We start from the raw sequence: 20,891 nt of genomic DNA, 5'->3' as shown, positions 1-20,891 counted from the left end.
ACACAAATATATTTTACATATTTCAATTACGATATGCTTTACCCCAATAATCCTCTCGATGATTATTATCTTATTATCAGAAACTTTTTTTTGGATTTAGCTGATAAAGGCCATCTATTTTGGATTGATCAGAGAGGAAATATTGTTCATTGCTATCAAAATACAAAAAAATACATTCCTTTACAAAATATAGACCTTCTCTTGAGTGGCCTATCCAAGAAAAGCGTAAAAACATTTAAAAATCAACTGGAGTTACAGCACTGGAAAATAAAGCAGCAAAAACTAGACAAGAAAAATCAGTCCTTTACGCCACTTCAGGCAAAGCCCACATTAATCTCCCTAGACACTTTGCCTATGATTTTGGGCGAAAAATTTTCCGTTAATGAAAAGCAATTTATAAAAGAAAACAATGAAATATATATAAATAAATTTTATCCCAATAGTTGCCTTCCAGACATTGTAAATTTTATATTTACTATAGACGGCATATATCCTCTACATAGCGGCAAATACAATACTGAAAAAGAGATATATAAAAGCAAATATTACCATGTAATGCAATATTTATACCATATATCCAGATATAGAACAGACGGCTTTAATTATATAATGTGCTGGCTATCTAATATGATTAGATATATTACAAATAATACAACAAATAGTGATCTGTTTCGTAGCGTATTAATTCTCAGGGGTGGAGAAAGGTCTGGCAAAGAAATATTTTTTAATCAGATTATTCAACCTATTTTTGGAAGCGAATATTGTTTAAGAATAGACGACAAAACGTTATCGAAAAAAAGCATAAAAAAAGAAAAATCTAATAAAATATTCTATAATTTCGACAATATATCAAGCAGCTCGCTAAAAGACACAGAAAAGAAAGAGTTTATTCGAGATATTCTTATAAAACAAGATAAAAACATAGTTGGTATAGTTATAACTACGGATAAAAAATATATACCTTATGACTTGTCCGGTGTCGAGTATGTAGTTTTAGATTTACCCGATGACATAAAAACAATGTATATACCGGATAAATTTCATAGCCAGTTTAGCTTAAAATACAATTTATCTGTTGATTTGGGTATTTTTTCTAGTATTTTAAAATGCTATAATTCTAATAAAGAAATATTATATATAAAAGATATAGATATAACAAAAAAACCAACATTCGAAAACTGTATCGTAGAGTTTGCAAGTGAGCTTACTAATAGCAAAAATATACCAATCTTTATCGAAAAAGCAAAAGGAAATAACACAGATGAAACTTTTGAGAATATAAAAAAACTATATGATAAACATAAAAAAGTAGAACGAAAATACATATACGAAGTCTTTAAACAAAAATACGACTATGATATTAGCGCTACTACTTTATATAAAAAACTAAAAGAGCTTGATGGAAATTTATTCAAAACAGTACTAGCTCCAGGCGGAGCAAAATGCTTCTATTTCCCAGACAAAAATTAGATAAATATTTTTAAAATATTAATATTATACTTAATTAATATTATGTTTTTTTAGTGTTTCTATTATATTTCTAGATATAGATAAAAACAAATTTAATGTTTCTATTCTAAAGTTAGAAATATTAAAAGATAATATAGAAATACTTATAAAATACCTAAAAAAGTGTATTTTATAGCACCTTTGTTTCTATACTATTAAAATACTATATTTTAAAATTAATACATAAATTCCAAAAATACAATAATTTTTACTTATATACATATATAATTATATAGAAACTATTTCTACAATATACAATGATAAAAGTAAATATATACTATCTAAAAAATAGTTGCATAAATTTTAGATTTCGTATGCGCTTTTAGTACTTTCTTTTTTCAGCAGCTCAATCCATTGACAAAATACAACCCAAGGATTTTGAAAATGGAAATTTATGCAAATTATAATTCGCTCCTTCCAAAAGGATTGCTGTTTAGCATAAAGGATATAGAGGACATGAGCTTGATAAAATCTGATATGCTAAAGAAGTTGATTTACAATAGAGAAATAGAGGTGGTGAAGATCGGCACCAAGAATTTTATTAGTAGGCAAGTCTTGATTTTATTCTTAGAAAGCAACACTCTGCCCGCCCTAAACTAACAAAAACTGCTACAAATTAAGTAATATCACCCTTTTTATTTTACGCACTTACAAAACACCCCCCCTACTTCCAACAAGGCACAAAAATCTCCACCTATGGCTAATCTGCCATAGGTGGAGATGGGATCAAAATGAAAAAATTTCAATTATATATTATTTATATAAGCATATAGAAATATATCGCTACTTCACTTTTCAAGGAGCTAATATGGTAAATCGTTGCTTTTTACCAAATAAGAGGCTGTCTCGGATCAAAAGACTAGTCCATAAACTATTACGTCTAAAACGCAAAAGGAATAGATATGAGTTCTAGCGTAGTCAGTACAGGCGATAGTTCACCGACGGCAGAAACAGGTTTTGGATATTTTCCAATCAACTGCGTAATTTTTAAATTATACTTTTAGGAGGCATAAAATGGGAGTTTTTTTAGAGATAGTGATGGCTGTCGCTAAAATAATTAAGGATAGTATAGACGAATAACCTTGCTATTCATAACCGAAATAATAGTCGAAAGGAGAATCAAAAAATGACTATATCAAACGAACCGCTCACCAATGAGCAATTAGAGCAACTAGCTCCGTCTTTGTTTGCGGACGAACCGTATTTTGAAGCAAGCGACAAGTATCACTTTATATCTACGATCGACGTAATAAACGAGATCAGGGATTACGCTTGGTATCCCGTAGGCGTAAGCGAAGCAAACGTGAGAGACGAAAAGAAAGAGGGATTTCAAAAGCATTACGTAAGGTTTCGTCATCTAGACGATTTTTTAAACCCGGGAGAGAATGTAGTAGAGCTTTTACTGTTTAATTCGCACGATAGAAGCAAATGCTTTAGTATAAGCGCGGGCGTATTTAGATTCGTTTGTGCTAACGGCCTAGTGGTATCAGACGAAGTATTCGAGTCTTACCAAATAAAACACTTGGGCGATAAAGAAAACGACGTATCTATTGCTATAAACAAAATAGCCAAAGCCAAATACGATATTTTGGACAAAATAAAGCTATTTAGCAAAATACCACTAACCCAAGACGATAAAGCAAGCTTTGCCAAGGCTGCGATCCAGTTAAGATTTGAAAAGCATTTGGAGGTGGATTATAGAGATTTATTGGTTCCGCACAGAATAGAAGACGAGAAGGACGACCTATATACTACCTTTAACACTATCCAGGAGCATTTAATTAGGGGCAACATTAGCGGAATTAACGCCGAAACGAATAGACGATTTACTAGCAGGATTATAAAATCGATTTCTACCGATACAGACATAAACAAGAAGCTTTGGAATATGGCAGAAAGCATCGCCAAGATTAAAGCTACTCAAAGCAAATTGATAGCATAAGGCAGAAAAATGAAACTTATAAACTACAAGCTACAATCCGAGATAGAACGCTTAAACGAAAATAAGCCTACACAAAATTTTAAAGAGTATCTTAAAGGCATCCTAGAAAACAATAGTACGAGCTACTTTCAAAAATGCGACTACTTAGGGTTATCTCTAGACGAGATTAAAAATAAGATAGACGTTTTATCTCAAGACATACAAGAGCTTCAAACTCTAAAACGAAACTTAACACAAGCGCTAGAGATCGCAAAAGAGATAGCGGCGGAAATTTTCTTAGAAAACGGTATCGACAGAATAGACGGTAACGTAATCTCATCTTTAACTCTGATTAAAGAAAACGTAAAGACAAAAGACGAAATCAAGATTAAAGACGAGGCTGCGTTAATGAGCCTAGGCTACGTAAAATTTAGCCTTGACATGGAGGCCATAGAAGAAGGACTAAAAGACGGTAGACGAGATGAAATAAAGGATTTTGCGGAAATTTCGATCGTTAGCACCGTTTGCCGAGCCAAAATCAAGGTTAATAAAAAAAGAGACGTAAAACCTAACAATATCAATATGCTCCCAGCAGACGGCGAGCTTCCAAGAGCTGTTTAAAAGGATATTAGATGTTTAACGAAAAACAAATTAAAATCCTGCAAGAAGAACTAGATAGCAGTAGAATAAAAACAAGAGAAAAGGCCAATATTAAATTATCCTACTTGGAAGGTTTTGACGTTATAGAAACCGCCAATAATATTTTTGGATTCGGGAGCTGGAGCTATAGCATCGTTTCATTAGGGCAAGTGTCACAAGAGACGAACAATAATCAAAATGCCGTCATTTGTTATAAAGCCGTAGTCAAGGTTGATGTCTTTAGCTTGGATCACTCCAAATGCATTACTCGTCAAGATGTAGGATTTGGCACAGGGGTAGCCAAAAGTCTAGCAGACGCTCACGAAAACGGCGCAAAAGAGGCCGTAACCGATGCACTAAAAAGGAGTTTGCGGACATTTGGAAATCAATTCGGCAATTCTCTATACGACAAAAGCCGCAACTGCGTCCAGCAAAATACGCAACCAAGCAATTTGCAAAAAGCGACTGCCGTCTTACAAAGACAAGAACAAAAACCAAATTTCCATGCTAGGCAAGATGGTTTTAATCAAGCCGACGAGCAAACGACCTTACAAAATTTAGGTTTAGATATCGTCCAACGAAATGGATTTTTGCTAGTTACTGGGAAAGACGTATTTTCAAAGAAGGATACGATTAAATCTCTTGGCTTTAGATGGGACAATGGCAGCAAGCAATGGTATAAAGCCATTAGCCCTAACGTTGCATAATAAATATACGCTCAAAGCCCATATCGGACTTCGAGCGTATATTAATATTTTACTTTTTTTGTTTTGCCATAAGTACGTATATTAACTGATAATTTAAGACGTATAGAATATTAAGCCCTTAGCCAATCCGCTATATTGATTTCTATAGGCTTTGATTTTAGCATAATAAGTATTATTAATTAAATTAAAATTATTAATAGATACAAAAATAGCTAAATATACGACCTGTAGTTATCTAAAATATCAAAGGAGTTAAATATGACAAAGAAACACTGTGGCAGAACAGAACAGAGAAGGCAAGAAAGTCTAAATAAATATGTAGATGGAATCATGAAAACTAACTCGAGGATAGACGTGATAAGGGTTGATTTGTATTATAGACAAGAAAATAGAGACGACGTTACATTGGAAAGCTTTGACAATGATATCAACCGCTTATACACCAATAAACGAAGCAATACGATATTTAAAAATTCAAAAGGCTATATTATCAAAATGGAGCAAGGAGATAGTGGATATAACCACTTGCACGCTCACGTCGTTATCTTTATGGATGGGCAAAGTAGTAGAGAGCAAACAGCACCAAAGACAGCCAAGCGTCTTTGCGACTATTGGAATGATAGTATTACAAAAGGTAAAGGGTGTTCTCATAATTGCAATTTAGGAAAATATAAGAATAATGGACTGGGTAGAATTTGCTACGATGACAAAGAAAAAATACAAATTCTGAAAGAGAAAGTGCTGCCCTATCTATGCAAGGGAGAGCAAAATATAGTCAATGCAAACGGAAAAGGCTTTAGGGCTTTAAGGAGAGGTGTCATGCCAAAGAAAAACAATAAAGGCAGACCCAGGAATAATTAATAATGGTAAATTAATATAGAAAAATGGTTTTTAAAAAATCTTAGTAAAAGTATTTTAGTTTAAACTATTAGATATTTTTTACTCATGATTACCCAAGCGATTGCTTGGGTAATCATGTTTTTACATATGAATATAATTAGGCACTTTGAAGAACCTCATCAACAATAACGGCCTCTATTACCTCTTCTTTAAAGGTCTGGCTTGGCAGTATAGGTCTTCTAGCGACCACTGAAACGACAATTGGTTTTAAAACAGAATTTGAATAAGGTTGCATTTCTTTTGCACTGAAGTTACCGCCAAAAAAATCTTTAGCAGACATAATAACTTGATCTACTTTATTTTTAAATTCTTTTGCTTCGTCGCCAGATAATTTAAATATTACAGCCAGATACAACATTTGTAAAAAGAAAATCCTCTGTTTTTTTACACAATCATCTTCTATAAATTTATCCATAAATTTCTTTACTAGGGCTCCACCACCAAAACCACCTATAACACCTCCGACTACACCGCCAACAATCGTTCCGACGCCAGGGATAAATGAACATGCTGCTGCTCCAGCCAAGGCACCTGCAGTTCCGCCAGCTATGCCACCAGCATTTTGTGCTATATTTTTTATGCATTGCATACCACTAATTTGTCCACGCATCATCTGAACGATTTCTATACTAGAAGTAATAGCCATTGTTACACCCGCAACGACCACAGTGCTTCTTAAAGCATTATTTGCGGCCGTGGTTGCAGATATATTTCCTGGTTTAGTCACGGTACCAGCAAAAGCTTTTCCTATTTGACTATCAAATTTAAAGTTTATTGCTGATTGCAAAAAAGAGTTAACTTGTGGAATTCTTTGTATCTGAGAAGAGGCAATATATGTTACGAATGCTTGCCCGCCAGCTCTCATACTAGCAACACTGGATTGTTGCAATGCTTTTTTTATATCCTTTTCTCTAAAAAAACAATCGAAGTATTTATAACAAATGATATGCCAAAGGCTCCAGCAGCGACAACCACACCATTTATTGCGTCAAATTTTAAACTTTCTTTAGAGCAGAATTTGGCATAATTTTTAGCTTCATCGAGGGTAACTTGACCTTTTCTTATAATGTTCCTTGCCTCATTTGGATCTGTAACCCCAGGCACCTTTCCTGCCTTAATCTTTTTTGCCATTATTTCCACAGCTTTATCATATTGGTCTTTTGGAACTTCTAGCTGCATTGGTTTGCCGTCATCGCGCATATAACGATAGTTTCCTTTGGAGCCATCAAAAGATGAATCAACGCTAGCTTGTGCAGATTTATAATATTTACTTTGTATTTCTATTCCGTCCACTATTCTGTCGGCTCCATTTTTAGCATTGTCGCCGCCTACCAACTTGGCATTTTTACCACTTATATTGTCTAGTTTTGTATTCATTATTTCTGCAGCATCACCATGTCCAGTAGAGTTAATGACATTTCCCTTTGCGTCCACAACCTGACCTTTTGCATTAGTACCTACCCCTTTAGTATATTCCAAATACTCTTTACTGGTTTGTATAGGCCTAAAATTTGTATTCCATGTATCCGAACTAGGAATTGTTACACTAGCTACTGGTACACTATTGTTTATTATTTTTTGTTCTTCTATAAATTTTGAGCTGTTGTGTATATTTTCTGCCAAGTTTAGACAATTCTCTTCTGTCTGCTCACATGTTTTGGAGCAAAACCATTCCCCTATATCATCTGACGTTGAATCTAGTAAAACAACTTTTCCGCACGACGAACAATATCTTACTTTGTCTATATTTTTAGGACTTATAAACACTTCTTTATCATTATATAATCTTCTATCTATGTCTTGCAGAATTATTAAATCCAACAGAGCTTCGTCTCCTAGAGGCGCTACCCTATCAAGTTCTGTTAATATTTTTTGCTTGTCGGTCAAAATTTCAATAGTTGTTATTTCGGTAATTTTATTAATCAATTCATTGTATTTGGAATTAAAAAAATAAATTTTAATGCTATTTAAATTAATCAAAACAACATCTTGATCGGTTATCAAATCATCCAGTATTTCTTCGCACAATGCTACTTTTTCTTTTAAAAATTCGTCGAATTTCTTTTGAGTTTGCTGTTTTTGCTCATAGAGCTGATAAAAAATATCATTAATAGTAAAAAATCCAACATTTTTTTTGTTTTCTATAAGCCTGAAAGCCGCCTTAACAACATTATTGTAATCGTTGGCTGTAGCAAAGGTGCCAATAGATCCAATGATAATAAGCCATAGCGATATACTAAAAAATATGCTATCTATATTTAGTTTATAGTAGTTAACTATAAAACAAATTAATACTACAGATAAGCACAATACTAAAGACCAAGTTGCGCTCTGTATTACCCTTTTTTCTATTTTTTTACTTTTAAAATTTATTTTTGATACTTGTTGTAATTCGCCTGTTGCAGAGATGGCGCACAGGGTTGCAAAACATGATAAAATCCAATAAAAATGACCATCCACATACATAAAAGTATACAATGTAGTTGCTATACCGAGCAAAATACATATCGTGCCACCAAGCACCTTTTTAAAAACAAAAAATACGATAGCGCACGACACCAATATGCTACTTATCAACAAGAGACAAATGCTTAAAAAATTCATGCTACACCTTAAAAGTAAAGTTATCTTGCGATTATATCGAAATTCTATGCTGATTTTTTATTCTTTTAAATAAAATCGCCTAGATTCTCACGAGAGGATTTCCTTTGAATTTGATGTTGAAAGTTATTAAGGTAGGTATTTGTATTCTAGATTTTGATCGACATCATGTATCAAACGCATCTTGGTTGCAGCAAAAAATATTTAAAACTATGTTTTTATAAAACCTCTGTTAAGTTAAAAAACGCTAGACTAAAACCAAAAGTATAAAAATAGCAATAGGAGGAAATAGTGATAAACTTAGGTAGCGACTCAGTTGTAAATTTGGGTGACACAAGCTTTCGGCGAAAGAATCTAATAGATGACTATAAAATGCTTTTGAGTCTTTTAATAAAAATAGAGGAAGAGTGGCAGCCTTGTAATTTTTCTCAAATTGATTTTTATGATCTAGTTGTTACAAGTGGTTTGGTTAAGGAATCAGAACAAGATTTTGAAGAAGGCGATAAGAAACGTAAAGCAAGGACTTATACAAATGCTATCGCAAAAATCGGTCTAAGTGATAAAAAACGTAGAATCACAGCTGTTGGTGAAGCTTTTTTGAAAAACAGTTTGCAACAGGATGAAATCGAGAAGCTTTTTAATATTAGTAACGATAATGTTCTGTTTTTGCGACAGCTTTTGAAGCTTAAAGTGACAGATGGGGTTTGTTCGGTATATATTTTTAGAGTTGCGATTTTATTTTTATCACGCTATAACAATGTCCCACAAAATCATTTCGCACAAATTTTATTTGCAATCAAGCCAAACTATTCAAGAGATAGAATTGCATCAATTATTAGCAGCTATCAGGACGTTGTAGATAGAAAGATTATTTTTTCGAAGTTTTTAGAACAGTATGTTATAGGCAGAACTGCTACTATTTTGAGCGAAGAACCTCTATCGGACGATATGTTTAAGGAAATATTTAAAAATAGAAAAACTCCGCAATCAGTAGAAAAATATAAAGAATTTTATGAGGCCTGCTTGTCGTTTAAAAATAGTCCTACGGAGGACAAATTTAAAAAGCTAAAGACTATATCAAGCGATCAATCCATTAAACGCGCCTTTGGCTTTGGAAAAATACCTTTCGAATTTAGTAGAAGATTTGATTTGGACGAGTTTTTATCTAATCCCAAAAATGAGCTTTTATCTGTGGCAAATTTTAACGAATCCTTTTATAATATTTTTCTTGAATCAAAGAGATATGATTTGCAAAAAGAGTATCAAGATGTGCTCATACGCACCTTTAAGCTCTCGGGGCTAATCAGTTTTGAAAATGCTTTGGTAAATTTGGGTAACCGAGAGCTTACTTCTTTTGTATTTAAAGATTTAGAAATCGTAGGCGATCTAAACGATGAAGCGTTTATTCAAAATTTGCCAACTATTAGAATTCTAGATTTTGATGCAGCAAAAGTAGACAAACTAAAAAATGAATTAACAACAAAATATAAAGTTCCGGAAGGAACGTCTTTAAATGACTATTTAAAGACTGTGTTTGATGATGAATTCGAGAAAAAAATAGCTACAAGATACGATTACGATAATAATGAGCTTTGCAATATTTTAGAAATGTTTGGCGACATCAAGCAGCATGAGACTATACAAGAAAAAGTAACACAAGATGCCAGCATTCCGACAATTTTTGAATACATAGTCGCTATTGCTTGGCATAGATTAAGTAAGCAAGCTTTTAATTTAAAAGATAGCATGAATTTAAGCCTTGACGCTGACGGCCTACCGCTATCTCACGCACCCGGAGGAGATGGAGATATTATCGCAAAACATGAAACTTTCGACGTTATGCTAGAAGCTACACTTATGGATAAAAATGCCCAAAAGAGAGGTGAATTAGAACCTGTAATTAGACATAGCGCAAATTTAAGCATTAGGAATAATGAGATCTCCAAAGATACGTATACATTTTTTATTGCGGATGAGCTTGATAAAAATGTAGTAAATATCTTCCGCTCTATGGCACATACGCGTCTTGAAAGTTCGCAAAATAGAGGTAATTTTGTAGATGGAATTAAAATTTTTTCAATTACGAGTTCAGAATTGGTTAAGCTTTTGAGAAATGAACCAGATTATAACAAAATGCTAAATGTCATATTTAAAGATTATGAATTTGCTAAGCCGCAAACGATAAATGAAACGTGGTATAATCAAATTTGGAGTGAGATTAGTTCTTTGTAATTGTTTTTATTTCCTAAATTTGCTACAATGTTGCATTGTTGCATAAAATGGAAATAATTACAAGGAATAAATTTTGGAAACTTTTTCTATTTCAAATCGTAGATATTTAGGAAGCAAACAACAACTTCTTGACTTTATCGATGAAATCATTACAAATAATACCAAGGAATGTTTAAGTTTTACTGATTTATTTGCTGGAACAGCAGTTGTATCAGATAGATTCAAAGATAGATTTGAATTAATAATAAATGACACACTATCTTGCAACTATCACGCTTATATCTGCTTCTTTTCGAATTTGCCATACAATAAGAAAAAAATAGACAGACTAATAAAAGATTACAACGCAGTCCGTGAATCAAAAACCTGCTACTATAGCCAAAATTTTAAAGATACGTATTTGAGTGAAGAAAGTTTAAAAAGTCTTGATTTTATTAGGAGCGATATTGAAAGCAAATTCGAAAATGGTAAAATAAATCAAAGAGAATATTCGATACTCATAACTTCACTAATTTATGCAATTGACAAGATAGCAAACACTGTCGGACATTATGATGCTTTTAGAAAAAACAGCGAGCAGCTAAAAAAAATAGAACTAAAAAAACCTTACATTAGCAAAGCAAAATTCAGAAATCAAATTTTTAACCTAGATGCAAATACATTAATTAGGCAAATAAAGACCGATATTTTGTATCTAGACCCACCGTACAATTCAAGACAATATTGCGATGCCTATCATTTCTTAGAAAATGTAGCTACGCACAAACAGCCAAAAGTGTATGGGGTTGCAAAAAAGATGGATAGAAGCAGACTAAAAAGTAAATACTGTCTAAGCAATGCAAGGGAGCATTTTAGTGATCTAATTAACAATGCTGACGCAAAATACATACTATTATCATACAATAACACGATTACCGCAGATCCTCGCTCAAACACAAAAATGAGCGATAATGATATTTTTGAGATTTTAAGCAAAAAGGGTAAGGTATCAATTTTTGAAAAAGACTTTATGCCTTTTAACGCAGGCAAATCAAATATTCAAGAGCACAAAGAGAGGATCTTTTTTTGCGAAGTCAATAGAAAGTCTACAACAGAAAAACAAGTAAATTTAAATATTACCTTTAAGAGAAAAATATCACAATCGCCGTTAAACTACACTGGCGGAAAATTTAAACTTTTGGAACAAATTTTTCCAAAAATACCCGAAAACATTGATACTTTTTACGATGTTTTTTGCGGTGGATTTAATGTGGGCGCTAACTTTTTCAATGCTAAAAAAGTCGTAGGCATAGATAACAACAAGCCACTTATTGAGCTTTTGAATTTTATAAAAAATAGCAGCAACCTTGAAAAAAAGCTTGACGAGCTAATACTTTATTATAACTTAAGCCAATCGTCTAAGTATGGTTATAAATTTTATAATACAACTTCTGATGTGGGTCTATGCAAATACAACAAAGAAGGTTTTGCTAAGCTAAAAGCTGACTATAATGCCACCAGAAAACCTATTCTATTTTTGTTGCTAATATTTTTTGCCTTTAATAACCAAGTAAGGTTTAACTCAAATGGAGATTTTAATCTGCCAGTAGGCAAGCGCGACTTCAACTCAAAGCTAAGGGATAAATTAAATAGCTTTGTGAAAAATATCCAAAATACTGAATTTTTAGCGCTTGATTTTAGAGATTTAATTCCAAGTAGCTTCAAGCAGAGTGATTTTGTCTATTTAGACCCACCGTATCTATTAGGTGTGGCAACATATAACGAAAACAATGGCTGGAGTGAAAAAGACGAAACTGAATTGCTCGATTTTCTATTAAAAATAAATTTGATGGGTGTGCGATTTGCTCTATCTAATGTCATAGAGCACAAAGGAAAAATAAACGATATACTACTAAAGTGGTGTTTGGAAAATAAATTTAATATTATCCATCTTAGCAAAAGTTATGCTAATTCGAGTTACCATGCAAAACATAAAGATGGCATTAGCAAGGAAGTATTGATTATGAATTTTTAAAATATGTATAAACAATTTTATATTCACTTGTTTGATCAAGCTGGACAAGTGGATTTTTTAAAAAATAAAAACGTATTGATTTGTACCTAATTTTTGCGCACTCTTTTTGCATCTGGCAATTTTTTTATAAATTTACAAAGCGATATAGAGCTAAGAGAAAGCAAAAATAGGTAAAAAGCCGAGCTGGAAGCCATAAAACCGATAAGCGTTATTAGCGCGTAAATATTTTATCAGTGGCAATAGTTTTTATTTTTTACTCTTTTAAAAAAATCATCTAGGCTTTCGGCAGCCACTTCTCTTCTGACCTTTGAATATCTTTTTGTAACATTTGTAGAAGTATGGCCTAGTATAGAAGCTATCTGCTCTAACGTTTTACCCTCCGAAACCAAAACTCCGCCTATCAAGTGCCTTAAATCGTGAATTCTAATTTTTATCCCAAGCTTTGCTAATATCTTTTCCCAATGAGGTCTGATCGTATTTTTATCTATTTTTTTACTCTTATCTGTTATGGCGTGAAATATATAGCCACTTTCTTGCCTATCTATATTTTTAAGGGTTTCTAAAAGCTCATTGCTTAATTTATAAGTCATAGGCTTTCTAACTTTATTATTTTCGTATCTAATATTATATATGCCATTTGGTATATTTATGTCTCTCCATTCTAAACTCAAAACCTCATTTAGTCTTCTGCCATGCGAAAGCCACACAAATATACTTCTAAACGGTTCTACCGGATAACCATATAGCGCATCGTATAGTTCCCTTATTTTTTCGTCATCTAGCTCAATATTTACCTGGTTGTCAAATTTAGGTATTTGAATCAAGCTAGCTGGATTAGTTTTAACCATACCCTCCAAAACATATAGGTTAAACATAGGCCTAAGAGCTTCTTTAACGGATTTTGAGGTTCTAGGGCTCATACCTAAATCTAGCATTTTATTTACTATGCTTTGCAGCATTTCGGTGGTAATGTGGGTTATAGGCGTTTTAGCTAGCTTAGAATCAGACAGTATCCATTTATTTGTAAATAGATTATAGGAAGCAAGCGTATTTGAGGATAGTTGATTTTTCTTCATATCCATATATCTGCCCCACGCCTGACTTAATGTCGGTATTTTTATTTTTATCTCTTTATGCTTACCCTCTTTGAGCTTGCTCAAAAGCCCTTCTCTTTTTGACGCCACCTCCTTAATTGCTTGCAAGAAAGTGATTTTTTTATTAAAGGAATACGTTTTCTTGGTTTGAGTTCTCATGCCGCTAATATTTACAATAGTAATTCTTAATATCAGTTTATAGTCTCTACTAATGTAAGTTGGAGCTTTTACGATCTCTTTTCCACCGAACAAATCGTCATTATTTACAAAATATATGTTTTTACAATCCGCATTATCAAGATTGACTTTAATCAGCTTATCCGCCACAGCAAAATCCTATATCTATATGATCAAATTTTTGTTAGGGTACACATTAGGGTACACATTTTTATAGCAAATTGTATAAAATTGTCGCTTATAAGGAAATTATAAATATACTAAAATAGCGTAAAATAGGGTATTTATAGAAAGTTATAATAATCTATAGTTTAGTAAATACCCAGACTCAAAATCTGGTAAGGGCAACCTTGTGTCGGTTCGAGTCCGACCTCGGGCACCATTATTTACCTAAATAATTTCTAAATTTATCCGATATTAACTGCAACATCTTTAAAAAGGATTTTAGATGAATATTACACCTTTAAAATATAACTTTATAAATTTAAAAGATTTAGAAAATCCTACGAATATTCTCCATACCTTTAAGGATAAACAAGGTTTAGAGATAAATAACGACCAAATTTTAAGTCTAAAAGAAAGTATAAAAACAGGCAAAGTTATAAATGTCACTGATGCTGAGATAAAAGAGCAAAATAGACACAAAATCCTACAAAAAGTAGAAGAAATTTTAAATAACTACTCAAAAAATCTCATCTACAACAATAATAAAATTCACTCCGATGAGCTTTCTAGAGGCTATAATTTTAGTGAAAATGCCTACTTTAAAAATATAAAAGCTTCAGATAGCAGCAGCATGCTATCTACACTAAAAAGTGGATACTTAGAAAATACAAAATTTAAAAATTTAAACGATTACGCTTATTCAAACACTCTAAAAACAAAATATGGCGAAGTAGAAGTATTTTTAGATATTTACGGCGATAACGATAAACTTGGCACTACAAAATTAGAAAATAATAGCTATCTTTTTAGCTTTGATAGCAACAATGACGGCGTGCTAGACCAAAAAGATATACTCTTTGATAAGCTAAAAGTAAGAGGTTATGACAAAGACGGAAATGAAAAAATAGCAAATTTAAGCGACGTGATGCCAAGGGTTGATCTTAGACAGTTTATCAGCACAAATGTCATAAATCACAACCAAATAGAAAGAGAAGAGCTAAATCGTAAAGCAACGATCACAAATAATCCCGATCTTTATGTGGATACAAAAGATATTGATTATAGGCACTCTTACTACGCCTCAGATCCAAATACTTTGTTCGCTGCAGAAAACAGATATGAAAAGATAGAGAAAAATGATATAAATAATTTCTTTAAAAAATATGCCCAAAATGACGGCTGGGTCGATCTAAGACACAATAATATCTTTGGCAAAGATAGCTCTTTTAAAAATTTTGCCTATCTTAAAGCAGGCTTTGATGATACCGCAAGATTAAGTGAATTTAATCCGATCATTGAGCCAAGTAAAGATTATAAAAAAGATGAAAATTTCTCATATACAAAATTTCAAAAAGATAGTTTTATGAAATTTTACAAAGATTATAACGCTGAGTTTGACGCATACAACAAAATGATAGAAAATCTTGGCAATAATTTAAAGAAATTTGAAGAAAATGCAGACGCTTATATATCAAAGCTTGAGAAGACAAAATCAGCCAAAATGATCGCGATGGAAAATGAATTTAAGCAAGCAACTGGGCTTGAGTTTAGTATCTCAAATTTAAAAAAGGTAAAAAAGGCTTTTATAACAAATGAAGCCACAGCTGCCGCATCTTTGCAAGATAGCGATAGCGTCATAGCTATGAAGCTAAACAAAGATGGCACCATAAGGCTAAAATTTGATAGTGGTAGAGAGATAGACGTAAAAGAGCTTTATAACGATACTGGCAAGCTAAATACATCAAGCGAGCTAAAAACTAGCATAAATTTAGAGGCAAAAGATATGAATAATGTGCAGCTAAATAGCTTGGATTTTAAGCATATTGGCTTCATGCAAGGTGATAAAATCGTAAGCCTAAAAGATGCTGGAGCGATCGCTATTGCCAATCTATCGAATAAATTTGAGAGTAAATTTTTAATCAGTCTAAATAATGGCAAAAGCATATCTACAAGAGAAATTTATAATATCAGCTATCTTGAGAATGATTTAAAGAGTAAAGAAAAGATAGATGAGAGAGATAAATTTTATAAAAAAGTTGATATTAAGGCATAAATTTTGAGAGCAAATTTTAAAAAAGGTTTATTGTAATTTAATCTTATGGGTCCTATAATCAATTTTCCGTAAAAATTTAGATTTAAAAGAGAATGCTATGAACTTCACTCCACTTTTTGCAATTTTTTTCATAATCGCAACTGGTTTTTTTGCTAAAAAAGTCGGCATTGTTGAGCAAAAGCACTCAATCCCATTTGTGGATTTTGTCCTTTGTTTTGCAATGCCTGCGCTAATCTTTGACAAAATTTATCACGTAAACGTCGATGTTTCGCTTATAAATACAATTTTAATTGGCTTTGGCTCAACAGCTATCAGCGCTGTTATAGCATTGGTACTTGGTAAGATCTTTAAATTTACTAAAGTAACAACTGTCAGCATGGTCATGCTAAGCCTTTTTGGTAATACCCTATTTGTCGGTATGCCTGTCATTCAAGGCTTCTTTGGTGATGCGATGGTAAATGAAGTCATCTTTTACGATCAAATAGCCACTGGTATCCCACTTTCGATCCTTGGGCCACTTATCCTCTCTTTTGCTGCACCAGAGAAGGTTTCACTATTTCAAAATACGATGAAAATTTTAAAATTTCCGCCATTTATCGCGCTTATTATGGCTCTTATTCTAAAAGAAGTTCCTTTGCCAGAATTTATCTTTGCGCCGCTTAGGATGTTTGAAGGTAGCGTCACTCCAGTGGCACTTTTTGCGATTGGTGTTGGTCTTAACTTTAGCAGTATCACAAGCTCCTATAAAGGCGTTAGCGTTGTGCTTTTGTGTAAGATGATCTTGCCAGCTATCGTATTTTTCATCATATTAAAATTTTCAGGTATCCAGATGAACAAAACTTGGGTCGTTGGTCTCTTTCAATGTGCGATGCCAACATCAGCCCTTGCAAGTGCGATGGTTATAAAAGCTGGACTTGATAGCTCACTAGCCATCTCATCAGTAGCCATAGGCGTGCTGTTTTCATTTATCACGCTTCCGGTTATCTATTTTGTATTTGCGTAAATTCACACTCACTTAACACTAAAGAGATAGTATTTCATCATATTTCATTTAAAGGAGACGTTATGAAGAAATTACTACTAGTTGCACTTGGTGCTATGTTTATGCTTGGTGGTCTTGCAAATGCTACTGAAATGATGAAAAAAGATGACATGGGCAAAGACGAGATGATGAAGAAAGAGCAGATGATGAAAGATGACATGGGCAAAAAACCCATGATAAAAAAAGATGAGATGAAAAAAGATGACATGGGCATGAAAGACGAAATGAAAAAAGACGACATGGGTATGAAAAAAGACGAAATGAAAAAAGGCATGTAAAGGTAGTAAATGGTTAGAATTTTGCTCGTTGAAGATGATGAAATTTTACTTGATCTCATCAGTGAGTATCTAGTCGAAAATGGCTATGATGTCACCACTTCAGACAACGCCAAAGAGGCGCTTGATCTCGCCTATGAGCAAAATTTCGACCTGCTTATACTTGACGTCAAACTCCCACAAGGAGATGGCTTTTCACTTCTTTCTTCCTTAAGAGAGCTAGGTGTTAGCGCACCTAGCATCTTTACCACCTCGCTAAACACGATCGACGATCTTGAAAAAGGCTACAAAAGTGGCTGCGACGACTATCTAAAAAAGCCATTTGAGCTAAAAGAGCTACTCATTCGTATACAAGCACTTCTAAAGAGAAATTTCTCACATCACAGTGGCGATGCGATCAAAATTTCAAGCGAATTTAGCTTTCATCCGCAGAGCAAGACACTAAGCAAAGATGGTAAAAATGTAAATATCTCGAGTAAAGAGAGCGATCTGCTCGCCCTATTTTTGCAAAACAAAGGCAAAATTTTAACCAAAGATGAGATTTTTAATAAAATTTGGAAATTTGACGAGGAGCCAAGCGAGCTTAGCCTTCGTGTCTATATCAAAAATTTACGTCAAATTTTAGGCAAAGATGCTATTTTAAATAGGCGTGGGGACGGCTATGTCTATGTCTGAAAAGACACAAATTTTATTTAAAATTTTATCCCTTTATCTTGTTAGCACTGTGCTATTTTTAGGATATTTTTTCATACATGACTATAAAAACAAAAAAGAAACGCTCATTTTAAACGAGGTAAAGTCTTTAAAAGAGATAAAAATGGGCATTTACATGAAAGCTAGAATGAATGGACTTGACTCAATTTCAAGTCTAACAAAAGAAAAAGGCGTGCATGCTTGCATCGTGTTAAAAAATGGTGAGAAAATTTATAAAGACTTTGACTGCCAAAAAATAGACAAAAGCAAAAATGTAAATTTGATCAGCGGCAAGGTCGCGATATTTGAAAAGATCCAGTACATGGACGACAACACTACAGACGAGCTCTCGTACGCAGATATTTTTCTAGTTGGCAAAGATATCAAGGCTGAAATTTTATCTTTACAAATTTCAACCATACTAAAGGCACTCTTTTTCTTTTTTGCCCTACTCTTTGTCGCCTTTTACCTCGCAAAACTGAGCCTAAGACCGCTTTATGAAAAGATAGATACGCTAAACCGCTTTATAAAAGACTCAACACACGAGATAAACACGCCTCTAAGCGTCATCTCGATGAGTATAGAAACAGCCGATCTTGACAACCTAAATGAGCGAAATTTAAAGCGTTTTAATAATATCAGCCTTGCCGCAAAGAGCCTAAATAACATTTATGACGCGCTCGTTCATCTAAGCTTTAACCTAGACAAGCCTAGCAAAAAAGAGCTCATAGATCTAAATTTGCTAACCACACAAAGACTGAACTATTTCTCGCCATTTTTTGCCAAACGCGGACTTGAGATAGATACTAGCCTAAAGCCAAGCTTTATAAATGCAGATCTTGGGGATGTGAGCAAAATTTTAGACAACCTTCTTAGCAACGCCTCCAAATATGCAGCGCCAAATTCAAAAGTACGCATCACTTTAGAGCCAAATTTCTTTAGCATAAGTAACACCGGTCGAGGCATCAGCAAAGAGCAGCAACTTCAAATTTTTGATCGTTACACGAGATTTAACGACGATCAAGGCGGCTTTGGCATAGGGCTAAATTTAGTCAAAAGCTGCTGCATAAAAAATGGCATAGATGTAAAATGTCAAAGCGAACTTGGTAAAGAAACTACTTTTTCACTTTCTTGGAAAGACTAAATCCAAAATTTCTCATATTAGATAATAAATTTTATTAAAAAATATAATTTATAGCAAAAATTTATTTTTGATAAATTTTATTAATATTATAATCCTTTTACAAAATCTTAATCGAGGAGAAAAGTATGAAGTTACTAGAAAAATATGGGCTTTTCATAAATGGTGAGTGGCGTGACGCAAAAGACGGCGCTACACTTGATGCAAAAAATCCAGCAAGCGGCGATCACCTTGCAAAGATCGCAGATGCGACTGAAGAAGATGTAAATGACGCTGTACGTGCTGCACGTGAGGCTTTTAAGAAATTTAAACACACTACAATTAGCGAGCGTGCAAAGCTGCTAAACAAGATCGCTGACATCATCGATGAAAACAAAGAGCACCTCGCAAAAGTTGAGAGCATGGATAACGGCAAGCCGATCCGCGAGACGCTAAATGTTGATATTCCTTTTGCAGCCGAGCACTTTAGGTACTTTGCTGGCGTTATCATGGGCGAAGAAGGCAGCGCGAATGTGCTTGACGAGAAGCAACTTTCTATCGTTTTACGCGAGCCACTAGGCGTCGTAGGTCAGATCGTGCCTTGGAATTTTCCATTTTTGATGGCAGCTTGGAAGCTAGCTCCAGTGATCGCAGCAGGCGATGCGAGCGTATTTAAGCCTTCAAGCGAGACAAGCCTAAGCGTGCTTGAGCTATTTAGACTGATAGATAAAATTTTGCCAAAAGGCCTTATCAACATAATAACTGGAAAAGGCAGCAAGAGTGGTGAGTGGATCAAAAACCATCCAGGCCTTGACAAGCTAGCATTTACTGGCTCAACCGAGATCGGCCGAGATATCGCTATCGCAGCGGCTCGCCGTATCATCCCAGCCACACTTGAGCTTGGTGGCAAGAGCGCAAACATCTTCTTTGGCGACGCAAATTTAGATAAAGCGCTTGATGGTCTTCAGCTTGGAATTTTGTTTAACCAAGGTCAAGTTTGCTGCGCAGGATCTAGAATTTTCGTAGAAGAGAGCTTTTATGACAAATTTATCGAGGCTGCGGTTAAGAAATTTAGTACTATAAAAGTTGGCGATCCGCTCGATCCTAGCACTCAAATGGGCTCTCAGATCAACAAAAAACAGGCCGAGCAGATCTTAGAGTACGTCGAGATCGGCAAAAAAGAAGGCGCAAAAGTGGCAGTCGGCGGCAAAGCCTACACTGCAAATGGTTGCGACAAGGGCGCATTTGTCGAGCCAACGCTCTTAGTTGATGTGACAAACGACATGAGAGTGGCTCAGGAAGAAATTTTTGGACCAGTTGGCGTTGTCATCAAATTTAAAGATGAAGCCGAGCTTATCAAAATGGTAAATGACAGCGAATATGGCCTAGGTGGTGGAATTTTCACACAAGACATCACAAAAGCACTTCGCGTGGCAAGGTCTATGGAGACTGGCAGGGTCTGGGTCAATACCTATAATCAAATCCCAGCAGGCAGCCCATTTGGCGGTTATAAAAACTCAGGTATCGGCCGAGAAACTCACAAGATCATCCTTGAGCACTACACTCAAATGAAAAACATCATGATTGACCTAACCGGTAAGGTTAGCGGCTTTTACGCACAATGATTTTAGGGAGCTTAGGCTCCCTTCTACTTTAAATTCCTTAAATTTTAAATATCTTTTACTAGGTTTTAACTTTATATATCGCTAGCATTACGCCAATATAGTACAGCTATACAAAAGTGTTTTC

Annotated in this window: 16 protein-coding genes; 13 read left to right on the top strand and 3 right to left on the bottom strand. The window is 34.1% G+C overall.

Annotated elements, in window-relative coordinates:
* Positions 1-33 precede the first annotated feature (33 nt).
* The 5 genes from CYP43_RS04860 to CYP43_RS04835 all read left to right on the top strand — a co-directional run bounded on the left by CYP43_RS04860 (position 34) and on the right by CYP43_RS04835 (position 5,637).
* Positions 34-1,470: a hypothetical protein gene (locus tag CYP43_RS04860; protein ID WP_180998642.1), complete on the top strand. Its 1,437-nt coding sequence runs from the start codon at positions 34-36 to the stop codon at positions 1,468-1,470.
* Between the two features lie 1,165 nt (positions 1,471-2,635).
* Entirely contained in the window at positions 2,636-3,451 is an 816-nt protein-coding gene (locus CYP43_RS04850; RefSeq protein WP_103582697.1) for a DUF932 domain-containing protein, read from the top strand.
* 9 nt (positions 3,452-3,460) lie between these two features.
* On the top strand, positions 3,461-4,051 hold the full coding sequence (locus tag CYP43_RS04845) for a hypothetical protein (RefSeq protein WP_103582696.1): 591 nt from the start codon (positions 3,461-3,463) through the stop codon (positions 4,049-4,051).
* An 11-nt stretch (positions 4,052-4,062) separates the two neighbouring features.
* Positions 4,063-4,776: a Rad52/Rad22 family DNA repair protein gene (locus tag CYP43_RS04840; protein ID WP_103582695.1), complete on the top strand. Its 714-nt coding sequence runs from the start codon at positions 4,063-4,065 to the stop codon at positions 4,774-4,776.
* A 258-nt stretch (positions 4,777-5,034) separates the two neighbouring features.
* Complete coding sequence (locus CYP43_RS04835) at positions 5,035-5,637, top strand: YagK/YfjJ domain-containing protein (RefSeq protein WP_103582694.1); 603 nt, start codon at positions 5,035-5,037, stop codon at positions 5,635-5,637.
* A gap of 136 nt (positions 5,638-5,773) precedes the next feature.
* On the opposite strand, the gene CYP43_RS04830 is transcribed toward CYP43_RS04835, so the two are convergent.
* Both CYP43_RS04830 and CYP43_RS04825 read right to left on the bottom strand, forming a co-directional pair.
* A complete protein-coding gene (locus CYP43_RS04830; RefSeq protein WP_141089840.1) occupies positions 5,774-6,463 on the bottom strand; it encodes a hypothetical protein in 690 nt (229 codons plus the stop codon).
* A gap of 110 nt (positions 6,464-6,573) precedes the next feature.
* Positions 6,574-8,280 carry a hypothetical protein gene (locus CYP43_RS04825; RefSeq protein WP_103582692.1) on the bottom strand — a complete coding sequence of 569 codons (1,707 nt, stop codon included), beginning with the start codon at positions 8,278-8,280 and terminating at the stop codon, positions 6,574-6,576.
* Positions 8,281-8,568: 288 nt separating this feature from the next.
* Here CYP43_RS04825 and CYP43_RS04820 point away from each other — a divergent pair, with 288 nt between their 5' ends.
* Both CYP43_RS04820 and CYP43_RS04815 read left to right on the top strand, forming a co-directional pair.
* Entirely contained in the window at positions 8,569-10,509 is a 1,941-nt protein-coding gene (locus CYP43_RS04820) for an AlwI family type II restriction endonuclease (RefSeq protein WP_103582691.1), read from the top strand.
* Positions 10,510-10,582: 73 nt separating this feature from the next.
* A complete protein-coding gene (locus CYP43_RS04815; RefSeq protein ID WP_103582690.1) occupies positions 10,583-12,523 on the top strand; it encodes a Dam family site-specific DNA-(adenine-N6)-methyltransferase in 1,941 nt (646 codons plus the stop codon).
* A 230-nt stretch (positions 12,524-12,753) separates the two neighbouring features.
* On the opposite strand, the gene CYP43_RS04810 is transcribed toward CYP43_RS04815, so the two are convergent.
* Positions 12,754-13,944, bottom strand: coding sequence for a site-specific integrase (locus tag CYP43_RS04810; protein ID WP_103582689.1), 1,191 nt, complete (start codon positions 13,942-13,944; stop codon positions 12,754-12,756).
* 298 nt (positions 13,945-14,242) lie between these two features.
* On the opposite strand from CYP43_RS04810, the gene CYP43_RS04805 reads away from it, so the two are divergent.
* The 6 genes from CYP43_RS04805 to CYP43_RS04780 all read left to right on the top strand — a co-directional run bounded on the left by CYP43_RS04805 (position 14,243) and on the right by CYP43_RS04780 (position 20,767).
* The gene (locus tag CYP43_RS04805; protein WP_103582688.1) at positions 14,243-16,012 is read left to right on the top strand and encodes a response regulator; all 1,770 of its coding nucleotides are present in this window, start codon (positions 14,243-14,245) and stop codon (positions 16,010-16,012) included.
* Positions 16,013-16,109: 97 nt separating this feature from the next.
* Positions 16,110-17,015 carry an AEC family transporter gene (locus CYP43_RS04800; RefSeq protein ID WP_103582687.1) on the top strand — a complete coding sequence of 302 codons (906 nt, stop codon included), beginning with the start codon at positions 16,110-16,112 and terminating at the stop codon, positions 17,013-17,015.
* Positions 17,016-17,077: 62 nt separating this feature from the next.
* Positions 17,078-17,332 (top strand): pyruvate kinase, encoded by a 255-nt coding sequence (locus CYP43_RS04795; protein WP_054196512.1) that lies wholly within the window; start codon positions 17,078-17,080, stop codon positions 17,330-17,332.
* A 9-nt stretch (positions 17,333-17,341) separates the two neighbouring features.
* Positions 17,342-18,004, top strand: a complete 663-nt coding sequence (locus CYP43_RS04790; protein WP_103582686.1) for a response regulator transcription factor — start codon at positions 17,342-17,344, stop codon at positions 18,002-18,004.
* The gene (locus tag CYP43_RS04785) at positions 17,997-19,166 is read left to right on the top strand and encodes a sensor histidine kinase (RefSeq protein ID WP_103582685.1); all 1,170 of its coding nucleotides are present in this window, start codon (positions 17,997-17,999) and stop codon (positions 19,164-19,166) included. Before CYP43_RS04790 ends, CYP43_RS04785 begins: the two co-directional genes overlap by 8 nt.
* A 125-nt stretch (positions 19,167-19,291) precedes the next feature.
* On the top strand, positions 19,292-20,767 hold the full coding sequence (locus tag CYP43_RS04780; protein WP_103582684.1) for an aldehyde dehydrogenase family protein: 1,476 nt from the start codon (positions 19,292-19,294) through the stop codon (positions 20,765-20,767).
* Positions 20,768-20,891 lie beyond the last annotated feature (124 nt).

It is taken from the genome of Campylobacter concisus, from assembly GCF_002913045.1.
Taxonomy (GTDB): domain Bacteria; phylum Campylobacterota; class Campylobacteria; order Campylobacterales; family Campylobacteraceae; genus Campylobacter_A; species Campylobacter_A concisus_AP.
Note: the sequence above shows the minus strand (reverse complement) of the source record. Positions and strands in the feature narration are given on the sequence as shown.